Raw genomic sequence first — 14,579 nt, 5'->3', positions numbered from 1 at the left:
ACTTGGGTTGTTTTTTTTGCGTTTTATGGGGAAATAAAGACTGTATATGATTTCAAACCTCTCATTTTTCTTCTGATTGACCAACTCGGGGCATAGTATGGTTTAAAACATAAAAGATTTCCAAAAAGAGGTTTAGATTATGGGAATTCCGTCAACGATGTTTACAAAACCAAACTATTTCAGGCTCCCAATCAGCAGTCGAAGTAGTTAACGGGCGAGGCGATGGACCCATGAATCTAGCGGATATGCTTACTTTTGCCGATATTGGCCAGCTTAATCGAATAGCAGACTATTACCAATGTGAATGCAAGCCCAATTCCAAACATGAACTCATCCAGAGTATTCTCACTACATTGGGCAGCAGACCCTTTTTTGAGCAGCAGGTACGTCAACTGAATCAAGCAGATCAGCGCTTTTTGAACAACTTGTTGTTTGATCCTCGCCAGTATTATGGTATGGAAGAACTCATTGCCATAGCCCGTCAATCGATGGACAAAAAGGAGAGTGAGGCTGGCGCCAGTCCACGTGATCTCATCGTTCGCTTTAATAAGAGTGGATGGTTGTTCAATGGGACAACGCAGCAGACCAGGTATTTGTATCAGGTACCCCAGGATCTGAAATTAAGATTCAGGGATGTGTTATCCACACATCTGCGAGCAGGGATTACCAAAACAACGGAACCACCCATGTATCGGGATGAGTATCATCTCTTAGCGGATGATCTCAAGTTGTTCCTGCAGTTTGTCCAGCAGCACGAAATTGCCCTTAACGCTGAAGGCATGATGTACCGTCGCTCTCAACAGCAGATTATGGAGCATCTGCACATTAGTGAGGAATTGGTGGGCAAAGGTGGATGGAGATTCGGATATGGTCGTTCCTTCAAGGATTACCCGGATCGTTTCGCACTTCTCTACGACTATGCATTTCACCATCGGCTGGTTCGTGAGGAGCATGGCACGCTGAAGTTATCACCAGCTGGAGAAGACAAGCTGGGAGCTGAGAAAACAGCCGAAATGATACAGCTATTTAGGTTTTGGTTAAGATTGTATAAAGGTGCTATTCCCAATCTGTCCTCTATTGTGTATTGGACAGGCGAATGTGCCCAAGAATGGTCAACCGCCGAGTCGCTGTTTCGTCAGATCGGTCCGTTCATTCAGCCGTTTTACTATGATACGGCCGAGGCCATTTATGATAACAGAATTGTTAAAATGATGTTGCATCTTGGCATGGTCCGTATTGGGGAACATGAGGAAGGCAGGACTATACAAATGACAGCCTGGGGCACACGTCTTGCTGCATCCTGTCGCTCCATCTCCGGAGACATTACGCCTATTATGTTTGACAAGTGAAGGACAAGTTGCTAAAATCACTCCCAAATTAAGGAGTGATAATAATGATAATTCCATACAAAGGTCTACAACCTCAGTTACACCCTTCGGTATATATGGCTGAAGGTGCAAAACTGATCGGTGATTTGAGAATGGGAGAAGAGTCTTCCGTCTGGTTCAATGCAGTCCTTCGGGCTGATTTGGCTCCTATTATCATTGGAAAGCGCTGTAATATTCAAGATAACGTTGTCGGGCATGTCAATACTGATCAACCTTTGATTGTGGGAGATGATGTCTCAGTAGGACATACAGCGATCATTCATGGTTGTTGTATTGGAACAGGATCATTAATCGGCATGGGAGCCATTCTGCTGAATGGAGCCGATATTGGCGAATATACGCTGATTGGAGCTGGTTCTGTTGTTACTGAGAATAGTAAAATTCCGCCCTATACTCTTGCTTTGGGGACACCTGCCAAAGTGATACGTGAGCTGACTGATGCCGATCTGGAGCGGATGTCCAGAACTTCACTGGGTTATGTTACCAAAGGAAAAGAATATAGGAGCTCTTAAATCCGTTTTGGAGGTGCATCCTATTGGATAAAATGAAAGTTACGTATGAAGTCATGTTGGGGCTGGCAGCTGAGATGGTTTGGGACGAAGCGCTTCGCAAACAGCGCAGCGAGAAGCTCTATTTGGAAATCGATAAAGCGTTAGCTACCGGAGACGAAGTAGCTTTCCGGAGTCTGACGGATGAACTGAGGACCATAAACTGATTAGCAAAATAGTTCCTTTCTGAGATAAAAGGGAATGCGCAGATGCGTGTTTCCTTTTTTTTGATATGTGTAATTCCAAAATGAATGTCTGGATTTATAAGATATAGTCATATATAATATGGGAATAAAATGGATAGAGAGGGGATATAGGGAATTGAAATTCAGTGAGATGACTCAAGACAGCTGGGCTGAACTGCAACTCTATCTGGATACATGCCTTATTCCATACACAGCTCTTAGCGGTGAGCAGTCGCCAGTTGAAGCTACCGAGGCGTTGGAGCGACTGAGAGATTTTCTGGATATGGTCGAAATTCCTTTCAAAGGGAGAATCATGACTTATCCAGCTTTTCATTATGCTAATTCGGAATTGTCAATGACATTAAATTCCTTGTCCGCACAGCTTAAATCCTCAGGATTCAAATATGTGGTTATTATGTCATCAGATGGTCATTTGGATGGCATGGACATTCCAGCTGCTGATCTGGTTTTGAGTCGGTCCGTCTTAACTCATGAGGTCGGAGAAGAAGGGATTGCGAGATTTATAGGGGAAAAGATACGAGAGTTGTGGAAAAAATAGTTTTTAGCGACAAATGTGACAATTTTACAACAATTTTTTAATAACGCTTACAATTGAACCTTAAAAATGTGTGACAAATTCTTGACGGTGTTCTAGGGCTACTATATGATTATGTATGTTCTAGTAAGTCGTGGAATTTATGAAAATGAAAACGTTTGAGAGAGTTGGCTGAAAAAGGGGGTTGGAGACAGTATGAGCAGTGAGCATGACCACGAAGCTTCATTGAAATTGCCAAGCCGCATGGAGATGTCACGCAGGCAGTTTTTGACGTACACGCTTGGTGGAGCTACAGCCTACATGGCCGCCGGTGCAATCCTTCCTATGGTCCGTTTTGCGGTGGACCCGATTTTGCAACATAAGGGAGAAGGCACCTCTGTCAAAGTAGCTGAAATCAGCAAAATTACGAATGAGCCTCAAGAATTCACCTTTGAACTTAAACAACAGGATGGTTGGTATCTGAGTAATGCATCGTTAGTGGCGTGGATTCGCAAAGACGAGCAGGGTAAAATTTATGCACTCTCACCTATCTGTAAACATCTGGGATGTACAGTAGGCTGGAATAGTGACAAGCAGTACCCTGACGAGTATCATTGCCCCTGCCATGGCGCGCACTATGACAAGGAAGGGAAGAATCTTGCCGTAGCCCCCAAACCGCTGGATGAGTACGTAGTCAAGGAAGAGCAGGGTTGGGTATATCTGGGCGACATTGTTCCGAACACCCGAGTGAATTAGGAGGCGTGAACGCAGATGTTTAAAAATGTCTATGACTGGATTGACGAGCGTCTTGACATCACGCCAATCTGGCGGGACGTTGCGGATCATGAAGTTCCAGAGCATGTAAATCCGGCTCATCACTTTTCCGCATTCGTGTACTGCTTTGGTGGATTGACGTTCTTTATTACTGTTATTCAGATTCTGTCAGGCATGTTCCTGACCATGTATTATGTACCTGATATTATCAATGCCTACGCAAGTGTGGAGTACCTTCAGACCAAAGTAGCCTTCGGCCAAATTGTTCGCGGCATGCACCACTGGGGAGCCAGTCTGGTTATCGTAATGATGTTCTTACATACGATGCGTGTGTTCTTTACAGGCTCTTACAAGGCACCGCGTGAAATGAACTGGGTTGTCGGCATGCTGATCTTTTTCGTCATGTTGGGCCTGGGGCTGACAGGGTACTTGTTGCCATGGGATAACAAAGCCTATTTTGCAACAAAAGTAACACTGGAGATTGCCAATACGGTTCCTTGGCTGGGACCGATTATTAAAGAATTCCTGCAAGGCGGTACGATTGTTGGTGCACAGACACTAACCCGATTCTTTGCCCTGCACGTATTCTTCCTCCCCGCTGTGCTTCTGGTGCTTCTGGTCGGACACTTTATCATGATCCGCAGACAGGGCATTTCGGGACCACTATAAACTGAGAAGGGAGGAATCGCAATGGCTCACGGACATAAGAAGGATGATGAGGAAAAGGTTATCTTTGTCGGTGATTCACGGGTCCGTAAAGGGGCGGGTTTCATTACCCCTCCTGATTACACGGCGTATCCCGGCAAATCAGAAGCCTTTATCCCCAACTTCCTGCTGAAAGAATGGATGGTTGGTGTCGTTGTATTGGTGGGGATTCTGGTTCTCACGATCTCAGAACCTGCACCTTTAGGCTATCCGGCCAATCCGAGCGCATCCGTAATTCCTATGCCGGACTGGTACTTCCTTTTTCTGTATCAGTACTTAAAGTATCCATACGCATCGGGCGATTACGTTCTGCTCGGGGTACTGGGGGTCAGCGGAGTTGCTTTTGGAGCTTTGCTGCTGGCACCATTCCTGGACACAGGCAAGGAGCGGCGTTTCTATAAACGCCCAATTGCTTCATCACTGATGATTTTGTCGGTCATTTCTGTATTCTACCTGACAAATGTAGCGTGGACGCACTACGAGCATGAGTTGGAAGCAAGTGGACAGAAACCTGAACACATTCAACGTGAAGAAGAAGCGCTGGAGAGGCGTGAACAGGGACTCCCACCCGTTTCCAATGCACCTGGACAGCAAGAAGAAGTTGCGATCGTGGAACAGGATGATCCTGCAATGGAAACGTACAAGAAGGCTGGATGTATTGGTTGCCATGCGGCTGATATGAAGGGCGCAACTGGACCTTCGCTTCGAGGCATAGGTGACAAGCACAGTCAGGAAGAGATTCTGACCATTATCAAAGAAGGTTACAATGCAATGCAGCCTCAGTACAATAATGCTATTGCTCAAGGTGTCACGGATGAAGAGATCACTCATCTGACCGAATGGCTTGCGAAACAGAAAGCAGAACAGTAAAATCGAAATAACCAATGAAACCTGATCGTTTATGCGGTCAGGTTTTTTGAAGTGTTTTTTTTGGACAGCACTGTATCGTGCACAATATTGATGAAGGAAGGGGCAGGGAATGTGGCTTTATCGTATTTCTGGAGTAAGGAATTTCTAACCAATCGTTATTTCCTGTGGCTATTATTTTGGTGTAATGCGGTAGGAACGGTATACGGATACATCTGGTACGGAGAGCAAATGAAATTGACGCTGGCTGAGCAGCCGGTGTGGCAGATCGTATTTGTGCCGGATAGCCCAACAGCGAGTTTGTTTTTTACTTTAGCGTTGTTATGGGTGTTGTACCCACCGCGGTCCATCATTATCAAACGGATCGGACATGTGATTCAGGCGCTTGCCGTGGTCACATCTGTGAAATATGGCGTGTGGGCGGTGTCCATTATTTTCGCTGGCTGGATGCAAGGTGGTACACAGCACTGGCAAGACTGGATGTTGATTGCTTCGCATAGTGCGATGGCCATAGAAGCTCTAATTTTTGTACGCTTTTTCGGCTTCCGCTGGACTTCCCTTGTCGTTGCAGGTCTCTGGACGCTGTTGAACGATACGATGGATTATACATATGATATTTACCCTTGGTTACCCGCATCCCTCTATGATCATGTAGATGGTGTGCGTAATTTCACATTCGGACTGACACTGGTAAGCATTCTGTGCGCGTGGCTGGCCTTAAGACAGGCGAAACGAACCTGATATCCGATCTTGAGCTTGTTCTAATGAACTGTCCCCCGCCATACATTGGTGGTGGGAGGGATGTCCATGAAGAGAACGTTTGGGATCAAAACTGGCTTACTGGTGGTATCGTTCATGGCTCTAATGCTGTGTACGAACTTAGCATACCGTGTATCCGCGCAAAGTGAAGCATTGAATTCGAATTCAGATCAGCAAGTGTCCACAAGCAATTCAATTGCACAACTGAACGAGGAAGCAGCCATATTGTATCGGCAGGCGCTCGAGAATAATATTGAAGAAGTGCGAGGAAGCATTCTGCGTATCAGTAAAAGTCTGGAGCATATCTCCTTTGAGGGACAAACAACAGTCGAGGGCATACACGCCTTGTCCGAAACCATAGTTGAAGTGAAACAAGCCGTTGTGAAGGTGAAAAATGACGATGCTTCTCTTCAGCAGTCCTCAGCCAAACTCAGACTTGCAGCAGATAGTCTCGCGAATCCAACCAAGCCTTTATGGCTTCAGTATTATAAAATCGTGAAAAACGATCTGGACGCTTTATCCGCTGCTACAAATCAAGGGCAAACTGCGGCCGTACTGGCAAACCGCTACACCGTTCTGGAGGAGCATTATGAGACGATTCGTCCTGCCGCACTGATTCGCCGTGAACCGTATGAAATTGCTCAGATGGACGCTTGGTTATCTCATACCAAAGGGCTTACCAATGCAAAGCAGCCAGATCTGGCTCAGTTAAAGAGCATGGTTGCCCATGGGGAGGAACTGGTTAACCAGTTGTTTGGTCGCGAGAAGGACGAGAGTGCCTTTGTACCGTTTGTACAGGGCCCTGATCGCAGGGCAGCCGGGCTACTCATTAGTTCGGTCATTGTGGCGACGTTAAGTTACGCCGGATATCGTAAATATCGTGCGCAGCAGCAGGGGATTTTTCCTTTTCGGCGTTAATAGAACATGAACTTGATCCTGGTCTATAAGTGGTATATAAAAAAAGACCTCTTTCCGCATGAGTAGCCACGCTAACGGCTCTTCATGTAAAAGAGGTTTTTTTGTAGTTTCTGTGTTATATCAGCTTTCTTTGAAACCTTCGCCATGTACATCGTGAACATCGCTGATGATGACAAAAGCTCTCGGGTCAATGGAACGTACAATGGTCTGCAATCGCCTGAACTCTTGCCTGGAGATCACGCAGTAGGCCATGTGTTTGGCCTGTTTAGAGTACGCGCCAATGGCGGGAATGAGGGTGACGCCACGATCCATATCCCGTGTGATCTGGTCCGCAATCTCGGGTGCATGGTCACTAATGATCATAAATGCCCGGGCAGAATATGCACCTTCCTGAATAAAGTCGATGACTTTAGAGGCGATGAATACAGCTACAAGCGTATACAGAATTTTTTCTTTGGGGATGTAGATGAGAGAGAGCCCGATAATGACAAAGTCAATGCCCAGTAATACTCGGCCCATACTCCATCCATACTTGCGGTTGAGAATACGGGCAATGATGTCTGAACCGCCCGTCGTTCCGCCCCAACGGAATACAATGCCAAGGCCGGCTCCGAGGGTGACACCTGCATATAGGGCTGCGAGCAGGAGGTCATTCTCGGTATGTAATGGTTCAATCCAGCCCAGATGAATCAACTTCTCAAACAACCATAGAAAAACGGTCAGTGCCCCGATTCCGATACCCGTATAGATCATCTGTCTGCCGCCCAAAATTTTGAGCCCGATCACAAAGAGGGGAACATTCAGAATCAAGGTTGTAAGTGAAGGTGAGATGCCAAAAGCGTAATTGATCAGCACCGTAACCCCGGTGAGGCCACCTTCCATAAGCTGGTTGGGGATAATGAAATAGAGGAGCCCAAAGGCATATAAGGCTGTACCCAGTACGATGGGAAGAACCAGTTTAACTTGTATCCAGGTTTTGGCAGTGCTCATAAGATCCCTCGCTGTAGATAAATTAGAATGAAGAAGCAATCATTCCCATCTAGTATACCTGTTTATTGATTCTTTAAAAATGATTTGTCGCTGATGATGGTGGAAGTGAATCTAAATAACTGATATTATTAGGAACAAATACGACATCATTTCAAAGGAGAATCCGTTCTCATGGAGAAAAGCATCGCAGAAATGCAGCGTGAGGTTGATCAGTATATCTCCCAGTTCAAGGAGGGGTATTTCAGTCCTCTGGCCATGTTGGCCCGGATGTCTGAAGAGGTTGGGGAGCTCGCCAGGGAAGTGAATCATGAATTCGGCGAGAAGCCGAAGAAATCTTCCGAAGTAGCCAATTCCATTGAACTTGAGCTTGGAGATATTTTATTTATCACGATTTGTTTTGCGAACTCACTGGGAATTGATCTGGCTGAGGCGCACGATAAAGTCATGCATAAATTTAACACCCGCGATGCCAATCGGTGGACTCCCAAAAACACCGATTAGGCGTAGATTACATATGCTGTACCATCACCCGATCGGGAGGGTCAGCTTAATGATGAAACCGGAAGAATATATGCAGCAGGCTTATCGCTGTATATTGCAAAATGATTTTGAGCAGGCGATTCGTTGGTTCGAGTCAGCCATTCACGCTCATCCAAAACATGCGGAGTTATATTATCGCTGTTCCATTACACACGCCCGCAGCAAACATCTGGTTCCAGCGCTTGAATATGCGCGCAAGTCGGTTGAATTGTCGCCAGGAACAGAAGAGTATATTTTGCATCTGCAGACGTTGGAAGCAAAACAATTGACCTCCAGAGCGAAGTTGCTGTTGGAGCAGGCGGGTATTGCAACACAGGAGCGCTATGTGGAAGCGTCTACGCTTCTGCAAGAAGCGGTCAAACTTGATCCGCTCTCAGTGGAAGCTCATGTTATGCTTGCGCTGGCTTACAGTGATTTGAATGAATTTGACTATGCAATTCAGGCGCTACGTGAGGCGATTTTGCTGGATCCGCAGAATGGGCAACTGCATCAGATGTTACAGGAAATCAAGCAACGTATGAAATCCATTCAATAAGAATTCATTTTGCAAAGATTTCTTTCGAGTTGAAATGGATTCTACGATATGATCCAACATAGTGAGGAGATGCAGTCAATATGAGTGAAGTAATCAGAGTTGCCGTGATCGGAGCGGCTGGCCGTATGGGCCGTGAAGTTGTGAAATTGGTACTTCAGGACCCGGAATTGGAGCTTGCAGCGGCTGTCAACCGCTCCGGAGCAGGCACGGATGCAGGAACCCTTGTTGGTTTGCCAGAGTGTGGGGTGCTGGTGACTGATGATATCGAAATGGCTTTTGCCGAAACAAAACCTCAGGTTATGGTTGATTTTACAGTACCACAATTTGCGTTTGCACATACTGAGATCGCGATCCGTCATGGAGTCAGACCTGTCATGGGTGTTACCGGCTTCACGCCGGAGCAGATCGAACAGTTGGACAAGCAGTGCCAGGACAAAGGAATTGGAGGGCTTATTGCCCCTAACTTCTCGATTGGTGCCATTTTGATGATGCGATTCGCAGCACAGGCTGCCAAACATATGCCAAATGTGGAGATCATCGAATATCACGGAGATCAGAAGCTGGATGCTCCTTCAGGAACTGCGATCAAAACAGCGGAACTGATTGCTGCCAATCGGGAAGAACTTCGTCAAGGTAATCCGAATGAGGAAGAAACGATTGAAGGATCACGAGGCGGGTATTACAATGGTTTCCGAATTCACAGTGTACGATTGCCTGGTGTATTCGCGCAGCAGGAAGTTGTTTTCGGAGACTATGGACAGTCACTCAAAATTCGGCATGACTCCTACGAGCGCGCAGGTTATATGCCTGGTGTTAAGATTGGTGTGCAAAAGGTTATGGAGTATACAGGAATGATCTACGGATTTGACCACTTTATCGACTAAAGGAGATTGTCATGTTGAAAATAGCATTTATCGCCCATGATCGTAAAAAAGAAGAGATGGTTAACTTCGTGACGGCATATGAGCCTGTTTTTACTGACCATCAATTATATTCTACAGGAACAACAGGCCTTCGTATTATGGAAGGAACGTCTCTGAAGATTCATCGATTCGAATCAGGCCCATTGGGCGGAGATCAGCAGATTGGAGCTTTGGTTGCGCAAAATGAGATGGATCTGATTATTTTCCTTCGCGATCCATTGATGGCACAACCTCACGAGCCGGATATTAATGCGTTGCTGCGTCTTTGTGATGTGCAGGGTATTCCACTTGCCACAAATATTGCAACTGCTGAGATTCTGGTCAAGGCTCTGGATCGTGGCGATTTTGCCTGGAGAGAGCTGGTACATAAATACAAGCCGGAGGCTGGATTGAATTCGGGTGATTCCGAATGAGTCTGGATATTCTCATCTTTGGAGCACATGCAGACGATGCGGAGATTGGTATGGGTGGAACGATTGCCAAACATACCGCTGCCGGCTTGAAAGTAGGCGTGTGTGATCTGACTCGTGCTGAGATGTCTTCCAACGGAACAGTAGAGCGCAGAACCGAGGAAGCGGAGCAAGCCTCCCGCGTCCTCGGTCTTTCGTGTCGAACGAATCTGGGGCTTCCTGATCGTGGCTTATATCTTACGCCTGAACATGTACAGGCGGTGACGGCTGAGATACGGCGTCATGCCCCTCGGATGGTGTTTGCTCCGTATTGGGAAGATCGTCATCCGGATCATGTCAATTGCAGTAAGCTTGTGCAGGAGGCTGTATTTAACGCTAAGCTTCGCAACTATATGCCGGACATGCCTGCCTTGCAGGTGAAGGAACTTTATTTTTACTTTATTAATGACATCGGGCCTACGGATTTGATTGTCGATATTACGGAACACTATGAGCAAAAAGAAGCATCACTGCTCTCTTATCGTTCCCAATTCGAACTGAGAGACGGAGCGGTCTCGACGCCATTGAATCAAGGGTATATTGAACGTGTAAGAGCCCGCGATTCCTTGCTCGGACAACGCAGTCTCATCCCGTTTGCAGAAGGTTTTGCTACAATTACACCTTACGTGGTTCATCAATTTGGCCCGGGTGCCCAATAAGCGATTTCACATTTTACGTCTAATGAAACGAAGGGTTTCATTATTCCATTGCATTATATCAACCTGCATGAAGCGGGAGATCAAAGGAGCGTCCACAGGATGGATAAAAAGCTAAAAATCGGCATCACCTGTTATCCGTCCCTCGGCGGGTCTGGCGTTGTCGCAACGGAACTGGGCAAATTACTTGCCGAACAGGGGCATCAGGTTCATTTTATTGCCAACAGTATCCCGTTCAGACTGGGTACGTTCCAGAAAAATATTTTTTATCACGAAGTTGAAGTAAATGATTATTATGTTTTCCGTTACCCTCCGTATGACCTGTCACTGGCAACAAAGATGGCTCAGGTCGCTAAGTCACAGCAGCTCGATCTGTTGCATGTTCACTATGCCGTGCCACACGCAGTATGTGCCTTTCTTGCGAAACAAATGGTAGGGGACGGCCTTAAAGTGGTTACCACGTTACATGGAACGGATATTACGGTTCTGGCTCAGGATGAATCTCTGAAGGATCTGATCCGTCTAGCCATTAATGAAAGTGACGCGGTTACTGCCGTATCACAAGATTTGATTCGAGAAACGGTCGAATTGCTGGATATTCAGCGTCCAATCGATCTAACCTATAATTTTATTGACAAACGAATATATTATCCGCGGGATGCTGCCAGTTTGCGAAGAGACTTTGCTGCGCCCGACGAAAAAATATTAATGCACATCTCTAATTTCCGACCGGTGAAGAGAACTCAGGATGTGGTAGAGGTCTTCCGTCAGGTACAGGAGCAGGTTCCTGCAAAACTGTTATTTGTTGGTGAAGGACCTGATTTGCCGAAGATGCAATGGAAGATTAACGATCTCGGCTTGAATGATAAAGTTCATTTCCTTGGCAAACAGGATGACATTGCTCAGGTCATTTCCATGGCAGACGTGTTGATGCTTCCATCGGAGAAGGAAAGTTTCGGACTTGTGGCGCTCGAAGCAATGGCTTGTGGCGTACCCACAATCGGTTCACAGGCCGGAGGAATTCCGGAACTGGTCTTACATGGTAAGACGGGGTATTTATCCGCGATTGGGGATACACAATCCATGGCCGAGAACACCATCCGTTTATTGACGGACGATCGTTTGGCTGCTGAGTTCAGGGAAGCATGTCTTCAGCGCGCGCATCACGACTTTTGCAATGATGCTATTCGGCATGAATATGAACAGATATATTACCGGGTGTTGGGAAGGGAAGTTCCGAATCTGAAGCCGGTTTGCGGTTAATCATTTCTTTGACGAAATCATACTGTGCATACCACAACAGGCAAGAGAAGAGGTGATATGTGGTGGTTCAATGGACACAGGTAGATCGTGAAATGGCAATGCAGAGTGAGAATGTACTCACAACATTAAACAAACATGGCTACAAGGCATATTGGGTAGGTGGTTGCGTTCGTGACGAATTGCTGGAACGTGTTGTGGACGATATGGATATCACGACATCTGCTTCTCCTGAGCAAGTCATGGAACTGTTTGACGATTGTATTCCTACAGGTTTACAACATGGTACGGTTACCGTTCGTTCAGGCGGTTATTACTTTGAAGTGACCACATTTCGAACAGAATCCGAATATCAGGATAATCGCAGACCTGCTGCGGTTCAATTTGTTCAGGATATCAAGGAAGACTTACAGCGGCGCGACTTCACGATGAACGCTCTGGCTATGGACGTCACTGGGACAATCGTTGATCCGTTCGGTGGACAGGCAGATATCAAGGAAGAGCGAGTCAGATGTGTGGGTTCTGCGATGGAACGATTTGGTGAAGATGCACTGCGGATGCTCCGCTGTGTCCGGTTTGCTTCCGTATTTGATTTCAAAATTGCCCATAACACGTGGAAGGGTCTTGTAAGGCAGAAAGACCTGCTTCAACATATAGCAATGGAACGGGTACGTACCGAGATGGTAAAAATGATGTCTGGACCGCATCCTTTAAGAGGGTTGGAGCTGTTATACAGAAGTGATTCCCTTGCGCATATCAAAGCGCCGGTAAGCTCGACCCGATTTAACAAGATGTTGTTATCCAATTTGGAACAATTGTCAGGTCAGCATGTGTTGCTTCGTTGGTCACTCATCCTGATTGCTGGCGGTTATAGCAAGGATGAAGCAGATGTATTATTACGTCAGTGGACATTCTCCAATGAACATCGTTCTCGTATAACAGGGGTCCTTCAGGTGGAACAGTTGATTCATACTTCCGTTCAGGAGCCGAAGGATACGGTCAGTCTCCGTTCCGATTGGATCGTTACTGTTCTGGCTTGTGGCGTTCAGGCGGCGGATGATTGGCTTCGAATACAGTCTGCACTGCCAGCAGAATGGCGGAATCAGTCCGAACCGGCAGAAATGCAGGTTGTATTAGTACAAGAGCTTGCAGCCGAATGGAGTCAATCGATCCCTGTGCATGACTTGAAAGAGTTGGATATTACAGGGGAACAAGTGTTACAAATGGTGCAGCGCAAAGGCGGGCCTTGGCTGGGGCAACTAATGAAACATTTGTTACGAGAAACGGCGATTGGAACGATAGCGAATCAGCATGAAGCACTAAGTGCAGAAGTGAAGCGGGTGGTTCAAGATGACCAAACATGAAGATCTGTTACATATGTTATTAAATGCAGAAGGACGATTCGTATCGGGTGAAGAGATCAGCCGTAATCTGTCCATCAGTCGGACCGCTGTGTGGAAACATGTGAACAAGTTGCGAGACATGGGTTATGAGTTTGAAGCGGTATCCCGCAAAGGATACCGTCTGTTAACGAAGCCGGATAGCATTGACGCTACTGGCCTCCAATTGGCCCTGGATACAACCGTATTTGGCCGTAAGGCTGTTTTGTTGGCTTCGACCCTGTCTACGCAAGGGGATGTTCTCAAGCTAGCTGAGCAAGGGCAGGCAGAAGGCGCTGTGGTCATTGCGGAAGAACAAACAGGAGGAAGAGGACGTTTCGGTCGACAGTGGTTCTCTCCTCCGGGTAAAGGAATCTGGATGAGTGTCCTGTTACGCCCTGATCTACCACTTCAGCATACGCCGCAGCTAACTTTATTAACAGGAGTGGCTGTATGTCGTGCCGTTCGAGCTTGTTCAGGAGCTGATGCGGGCATCAAATGGCCAAATGATGTGTTGATTGACGGACGCAAGGTATGTGGCATATTGCTTGAATCTACGGTAGAAGATCATGAAGTCAGATACTGTATCGCAGGTATAGGCGTTGACGTGAACTTTGATCCCGAGGATTATCCGGAAGATCTGACCACAATCGCTACTTCGCTCAAGATGGAGACGGGTCAATCCGTTGATCGCACCAAACTAACGGCTGCCATTTTGACGGAGCTTGAACAGTTGTATTTTTTGTATCAAAAAGAAGGATTTGGCGTAATCTCAGCTCTATGGGAGGCCCTGTCCGTATCGATGAATCGAGAGATTACAGTGACGAATCCTCATGGTGTCATTGAAGGGAAGGCAATTGGTCTTGACCCTTCTGGTGCACTTATCGTGGAGAAGCACGATGGAGAACATACACTAATCATCTCTGGTGAGATTTCCTGGAAATCATAAACAATTTGTCGAATTTCCACTGGTAAAATGAACATAAGACGTGAAGTTTGAGCAGAACTTTGGTATACTGTGTTCGTGAGGCGATATCGGCAAATGCAGACCGAATTGCACTCCCGTAACAGTAACCTTTGTTCTGCTTTGATGTGTTTTATACAAGCAGACCGCAGTGCAAGAATGAAATACGTTTAAGTGAGTTGTTGGATTCTGCTCTGAGCCGAA

Annotated in this window: 18 protein-coding genes; 17 read left to right on the top strand and 1 reads right to left on the bottom strand. The window is 46.5% G+C overall.

All coding sequences use genetic code 11. The features are described 5' to 3' along the window. Window positions 1-230 precede the first annotated feature (230 nt). From MKY95_RS20830 to MKY95_RS20790, 9 genes are all read left to right on the top strand, one after another. Window positions 231-1,349, top strand: a complete 1,119-nt coding sequence (locus MKY95_RS20830) for a hypothetical protein (RefSeq protein WP_076317437.1) — start codon at window positions 231-233, stop codon at window positions 1,347-1,349. 44 nt (window positions 1,350-1,393) lie between these two features. Then, entirely contained in the window at window positions 1,394-1,900 is a 507-nt protein-coding gene (locus MKY95_RS20825; protein WP_036607653.1) for a gamma carbonic anhydrase family protein, read from the top strand. 23 nt (window positions 1,901-1,923) lie between these two features. Beyond that, window positions 1,924-2,103, top strand: a complete 180-nt coding sequence (locus MKY95_RS20820; RefSeq protein ID WP_017687723.1) for an IDEAL domain-containing protein — start codon at window positions 1,924-1,926, stop codon at window positions 2,101-2,103. A gap of 154 nt (window positions 2,104-2,257) precedes the next feature. Next, window positions 2,258-2,680, top strand: coding sequence for a DUF2487 family protein (locus MKY95_RS20815; protein ID WP_076317438.1), 423 nt, complete (start codon window positions 2,258-2,260; stop codon window positions 2,678-2,680). Between the two features lie 192 nt (window positions 2,681-2,872). Then, the gene (locus MKY95_RS20810; protein WP_036607648.1) at window positions 2,873-3,412 is read left to right on the top strand and encodes a ubiquinol-cytochrome c reductase iron-sulfur subunit; all 540 of its coding nucleotides are present in this window, start codon (window positions 2,873-2,875) and stop codon (window positions 3,410-3,412) included. Window positions 3,413-3,427: 15 nt separating this feature from the next. Continuing rightward, window positions 3,428-4,099: a cytochrome b6 gene (locus MKY95_RS20805; protein ID WP_017687726.1), complete on the top strand. Its 672-nt coding sequence runs from the start codon at window positions 3,428-3,430 to the stop codon at window positions 4,097-4,099. Window positions 4,100-4,120: 21 nt separating this feature from the next. Beyond that, window positions 4,121-5,005 carry a menaquinol-cytochrome c reductase cytochrome b/c subunit gene (locus MKY95_RS20800; protein WP_036607643.1) on the top strand — a complete coding sequence of 295 codons (885 nt, stop codon included), beginning with the start codon at window positions 4,121-4,123 and terminating at the stop codon, window positions 5,003-5,005. A gap of 111 nt (window positions 5,006-5,116) precedes the next feature. Then, window positions 5,117-5,743: a DUF1405 domain-containing protein gene (locus MKY95_RS20795; protein ID WP_076317439.1), complete on the top strand. Its 627-nt coding sequence runs from the start codon at window positions 5,117-5,119 to the stop codon at window positions 5,741-5,743. 66 nt (window positions 5,744-5,809) lie between these two features. Continuing rightward, on the top strand, window positions 5,810-6,679 hold the full coding sequence (locus MKY95_RS20790; protein WP_076317440.1) for a sporulation protein YpjB: 870 nt from the start codon (window positions 5,810-5,812) through the stop codon (window positions 6,677-6,679). 120 nt (window positions 6,680-6,799) lie between these two features. Here MKY95_RS20790 and MKY95_RS20785 read toward each other — a convergent pair whose 3' ends face one another. Continuing rightward, on the bottom strand, window positions 6,800-7,669 hold the full coding sequence (locus MKY95_RS20785) for a YitT family protein (protein ID WP_076317441.1): 870 nt from the start codon (window positions 7,667-7,669) through the stop codon (window positions 6,800-6,802). 171 nt (window positions 7,670-7,840) lie between these two features. Here MKY95_RS20785 and MKY95_RS20780 point away from each other — a divergent pair, with 171 nt between their 5' ends. The 8 genes from MKY95_RS20780 (at window position 7,841) to MKY95_RS20745 (ending at window position 14,360) form a co-directional block, all read left to right on the top strand. Further along, on the top strand, window positions 7,841-8,170 hold the full coding sequence (locus MKY95_RS20780) for a nucleotide pyrophosphohydrolase (RefSeq protein WP_076317442.1): 330 nt from the start codon (window positions 7,841-7,843) through the stop codon (window positions 8,168-8,170). A gap of 49 nt (window positions 8,171-8,219) precedes the next feature. Continuing rightward, window positions 8,220-8,744 carry a tetratricopeptide repeat protein gene (locus tag MKY95_RS20775; RefSeq protein ID WP_017687733.1) on the top strand — a complete coding sequence of 175 codons (525 nt, stop codon included), beginning with the start codon at window positions 8,220-8,222 and terminating at the stop codon, window positions 8,742-8,744. A gap of 80 nt (window positions 8,745-8,824) precedes the next feature. After that, window positions 8,825-9,628 (top strand): 4-hydroxy-tetrahydrodipicolinate reductase, encoded by an 804-nt coding sequence (dapB, locus tag MKY95_RS20770; RefSeq protein WP_036607633.1) that lies wholly within the window; start codon window positions 8,825-8,827, stop codon window positions 9,626-9,628. A gap of 11 nt (window positions 9,629-9,639) precedes the next feature. Then, window positions 9,640-10,080: a methylglyoxal synthase gene (mgsA, locus tag MKY95_RS20765; RefSeq protein ID WP_017687735.1), complete on the top strand. Its 441-nt coding sequence runs from the start codon at window positions 9,640-9,642 to the stop codon at window positions 10,078-10,080. After that, window positions 10,077-10,775 carry a bacillithiol biosynthesis deacetylase BshB1 gene (gene bshB1 / locus MKY95_RS20760; protein ID WP_076317443.1) on the top strand — a complete coding sequence of 233 codons (699 nt, stop codon included), beginning with the start codon at window positions 10,077-10,079 and terminating at the stop codon, window positions 10,773-10,775. Before mgsA ends, bshB1 begins: the two co-directional genes overlap by 4 nt. 99 nt (window positions 10,776-10,874) lie before the next feature. After that, window positions 10,875-12,035: an N-acetyl-alpha-D-glucosaminyl L-malate synthase BshA gene (bshA, locus tag MKY95_RS20755; RefSeq protein WP_076209934.1), complete on the top strand. Its 1,161-nt coding sequence runs from the start codon at window positions 10,875-10,877 to the stop codon at window positions 12,033-12,035. A 62-nt stretch (window positions 12,036-12,097) separates the two neighbouring features. Continuing rightward, on the top strand, window positions 12,098-13,396 hold the full coding sequence (locus MKY95_RS20750) for a CCA tRNA nucleotidyltransferase (RefSeq protein WP_036672006.1): 1,299 nt from the start codon (window positions 12,098-12,100) through the stop codon (window positions 13,394-13,396). After that, complete coding sequence (locus MKY95_RS20745) at window positions 13,383-14,360, top strand: biotin--[acetyl-CoA-carboxylase] ligase (RefSeq protein WP_047843547.1); 978 nt, start codon at window positions 13,383-13,385, stop codon at window positions 14,358-14,360. The genes MKY95_RS20750 and MKY95_RS20745 overlap by 14 nt, the downstream gene beginning before the upstream one ends. Window positions 14,361-14,579 lie beyond the last annotated feature (219 nt).

The sequence above is a fragment of the Paenibacillus sp. FSL P4-0176 genome (assembly GCF_037975265.1).
Classification (GTDB): domain Bacteria; phylum Bacillota; class Bacilli; order Paenibacillales; family Paenibacillaceae; genus Paenibacillus; species Paenibacillus amylolyticus.
This window is presented reverse-complemented; position numbering and strand designations above follow the sequence as displayed.

Bases quoted from the DNA above. Each gene is read 5' to 3' on its own strand.
- MKY95_RS20830 (WP_076317437.1), top strand. From the start codon at position 231: ATGAATCTAGCGGATATGCTTACTTTTGCCGATATTGGCCAGCTTAAT.
- MKY95_RS20825 (WP_036607653.1), top strand. From the start codon at position 1,394: ATGATAATTCCATACAAAGGTCTACAACCTCAGTTACACCCTTCGGTA.
- MKY95_RS20810 (WP_036607648.1), top strand. From the start codon at position 2,873: ATGAGCAGTGAGCATGACCACGAAGCTTCATTGAAATTGCCAAGCCGC.
- MKY95_RS20805 (WP_017687726.1), top strand. From the start codon at position 3,428: ATGTTTAAAAATGTCTATGACTGGATTGACGAGCGTCTTGACATCACG.
- MKY95_RS20800 (WP_036607643.1), top strand. From the start codon at position 4,121: ATGGCTCACGGACATAAGAAGGATGATGAGGAAAAGGTTATCTTTGTC.
- MKY95_RS20790 (WP_076317440.1), top strand. From the start codon at position 5,810: ATGAAGAGAACGTTTGGGATCAAAACTGGCTTACTGGTGGTATCGTTC.
- MKY95_RS20785 (WP_076317441.1), bottom strand. From the start codon at position 7,669: ATGAGCACTGCCAAAACCTGGATACAAGTTAAACTGGTTCTTCCCATC.
- MKY95_RS20780 (WP_076317442.1), top strand. From the start codon at position 7,841: ATGGAGAAAAGCATCGCAGAAATGCAGCGTGAGGTTGATCAGTATATC.
- MKY95_RS20775 (WP_017687733.1), top strand. From the start codon at position 8,220: ATGATGAAACCGGAAGAATATATGCAGCAGGCTTATCGCTGTATATTG.
- dapB (WP_036607633.1), top strand. From the start codon at position 8,825: ATGAGTGAAGTAATCAGAGTTGCCGTGATCGGAGCGGCTGGCCGTATG.
- mgsA (WP_017687735.1), top strand. From the start codon at position 9,640: ATGTTGAAAATAGCATTTATCGCCCATGATCGTAAAAAAGAAGAGATG.
- bshB1 (WP_076317443.1), top strand. From the start codon at position 10,077: ATGAGTCTGGATATTCTCATCTTTGGAGCACATGCAGACGATGCGGAG.
- bshA (WP_076209934.1), top strand. From the start codon at position 10,875: ATGGATAAAAAGCTAAAAATCGGCATCACCTGTTATCCGTCCCTCGGC.
- MKY95_RS20745 (WP_047843547.1), top strand. From the start codon at position 13,383: ATGACCAAACATGAAGATCTGTTACATATGTTATTAAATGCAGAAGGA.